Origin of the sequence: Pseudomonas sp. (genome assembly GCF_035554175.1) — a bacterium.
Lineage (GTDB): Bacteria > Pseudomonadota > Gammaproteobacteria > Pseudomonadales > Pseudomonadaceae > Aquipseudomonas.
Genome location: NZ_DATMIV010000039.1, coordinates 1 through 2767, shown reverse-complemented (window position 1 = coordinate 2767; position 2767 = coordinate 1). Strand labels below are relative to the sequence as shown.

The window sequence follows — 2767 nt, the reverse complement described above, 5'->3', positions numbered from 1 at the left end:
GATTTGGACTTGCCTTTGCCCATCTGCTTGCGTTCAACGGTTTTGCTCACCGCAAGCTCCTTGCGATCGAGCAGGAAATTCAGGCGCATGATGTCCAGCACGTCCTTGTCCTTGTACATCCGCACCAGAATCTGCTGGCCACGCGCGGTCAATGAGTCGGCGGCGCGGCGCAACTGGCCGGCCAGACTGATGAGCATCCGGTCTTCGACATCGGTTTCGTGATTCTCCAGCTGTCGCGCCTGTTTGTTGAGCAAATCGGTCTGCTTGCCGAGGTCTTCGACAATCTGGGTCGGCAGTGTCTTTTGCGCCTCCTGCGCCTGTGCGGTGGCCAGATGAGCGTCGATTCCGTCCAGTAGCCGCTGCGCCTCGGCAATCAGCTCGGGCCGCGGCGTTCTGGCAATCGGCGGCAGTACCGGCAGCCATTCGTCATCCACTTTTCTGTAGCGCCGGGGTGCAGAATCGGGGCGCAGCACATCGGGAACGTTGACCGTCACGGTGCCGTCCGCAGCCGTCTCGGTTTCCCCGGCCAATACCCGATAGAGGCCGTGCTGACGGGTGCGGAAGATTTTCCTGGTACGCGGCGCTGGCGCCTGAGGCTCGTTGACGGGTTGCGGAGGAATGAAGTCGAAGTCGATGTTCTCATCGAGGTTCGGCAACTCGGATGTAGGCAGGGTTTCGCTCAGTTTGTGTTCGATGCTTTTCTCGAACGAATCGATCAGTCCGATGGCCTCTTTAAGATCATCGGCGTTGGGATGATTCGCAGCCCGCAGGTTTTCGAAACGGGCCTTGTCGGCCTTGATCTGGTCAAGGGCCAGCAGCAGCGTCATTTGATGCTCCCTTGGCGGCGCGTTATGTAAATCTGCGATGATCAGCTCGATGGCCGCGAGCGAAGGCATGGTCATGTTTGGCGAATAATCGGGTGTGCCGGCAAACAAATGCACATAAAGCGTCAGCTTGTTGAAATTGACCCACTCGGTTTTGTTCGCCAGCACCTTCACCCGCAGTTCGTCGATTTTCGCGGTTTCGTCGGGAGAGGCTTTTCGGAATTGTTCGACCACAACTTCGCGCTGCTCGAGGATCTTCAGTCGTTTGTTCAGATGCCGCAGAATGATTCTACAGCTGGCCGCACTCAGATCCCGCAGGGTAGGGCTGACCCTGAGATCCATGACAGCCGTAAGCTTGTCGAGGTAATCCACAAGTTCGAACCGGTTGGTTTGCAGGTCCTGTTTGAATAACCCGTCTTTCTTGATCAGGCGTAGCCAGTCATGGTTATCAACCAGCGATTGCACGTATTTTTTCTGTTGTTCGATGTGTTTGAGCAGGTGCACCTCAATCTCTATCAGCGCCGCTGTCCTGGCGGGGCCTTCGGGCAACTGGTCGGCCCGATCCCATAGACTTCGGTAATGTGCTTTTGACTCTTGGATAGCACTATAGGCAATCTCAATAGGCTCGGCGCGTTGCAGCAGATCCGAGATGTAGACTTTTTGTGGCTCACCTCGCCGCATGCCGCCCTTCAGACCGGACATGAATGAAACCCAGGCGTTTGCCTTGTTGCGGGTGATGGCGCGGGTTTCGCCGCTGCGACTGCTGCGATAGATATTCGCGCTGTCGCTGGCGACAGGGTCCCTGGGGTTGACCAGGCGCCACACCTTGCGCGTCGGGGTCGATGCATCAAGATCGTGCATGGCCTGATAGGCGTGGTTGTGAATCACCACATACAGCTTGCCGCCGTGGTGGAACACGCCGTCGCTGTCAGGTTCCACAGCGCTGAAATCCAGCTCCGTGCGCAGAGCCTGCAGGCTTTTCTCGGTCAGCGGGGCGATGCTTGTTTCAACCTCGTCGAGCGGATGCCAGAGCCCGCTCGCGCGGTCGCGCGCCAGCGCAGGTCCCGAGGGGCGCAACTCGCTGGAAAGTCGCGCCCGATACAGACCGGTATCCGGATCCGTACCGATCAGAACCGTGCCGCCATCGACCAGGTCGACGTAGCGGCGATTGTTGTATGTGCGAAAGCCTTCGCTGTCGGCGTCCGGCAACGCTGCCACGTTTCTGATCCTGTAACTCTCCAGCGATGGCGTGAAATCGGCACTGATTTCAACGGGCGAGGGTGCCAGGTGAATGATGACGGTGGGTGCTGGCAATATTGCATCCAGGTCGCTGTCGCCCGAAAGCCGTGTTCGCGGATCCGGCTGCTCAACACGGTTCGATGGATCGAAAACCTGGCGGCCCAGGCTGTCGGAGCGAGGTGGGTCGCCGTCCCCCGGTCGACTCGGGCGCGGGTGAACATCGACTGTAGTGGTGCCTTTGACAGGCAGTCTCGGTGACATTTTTTCTTCCTTGTGGTGTTGGCCATTTGCGCCCGAAAAGGACGCCAATAGCCGTTCGGCTTCATTGCCTGTTAAGCGCGTTGCAACAAAAATTGCGTATTTATTGGCTGGCCGCCGCGTCCTCGGTGGCCAGGGCAAACAGTTTGCGGGCGGTGTTGCCGTCAAACCTCTGCCGCCAGATGCGGACATGGGGCAAACCGGCCAGTTCATCACGGCGCTGGGATTCGATGCCCCGCCCGCTCTGCTCAAGGGTTTTCAGATGGGCGCCATCGACCATGAAACCGAGGGCCGGGCTCTGCGCGTTGTCATAGTGGAAGTGGGCTTCCCACAAGGGCTGGCCGTCGGTGCTGTTCTTGATCGAATAGACATCGAGAAACGATTTGGACTTGCCTTTGCCCATCTGCTTGCGTTCAACGGTTTTGCTCACCGCAAGCTCCTTGCGA

Annotated in this window: 1 protein-coding gene and 1 pseudogene; both read right to left on the bottom strand. The window is 58.4% G+C overall.

Annotated elements, in window-relative coordinates:
• A partial coding sequence (locus tag VNV36_RS18010; protein ID WP_325719037.1) for a hypothetical protein occupies positions 1-2138 on the bottom strand: 2138 nt, incomplete at its 3' end.
• A 286-nt stretch (positions 2139-2424) separates the two neighbouring features.
• Positions 2425-2767: pseudogene (locus VNV36_RS18005) on the bottom strand (hypothetical protein); the annotation flags it as partial.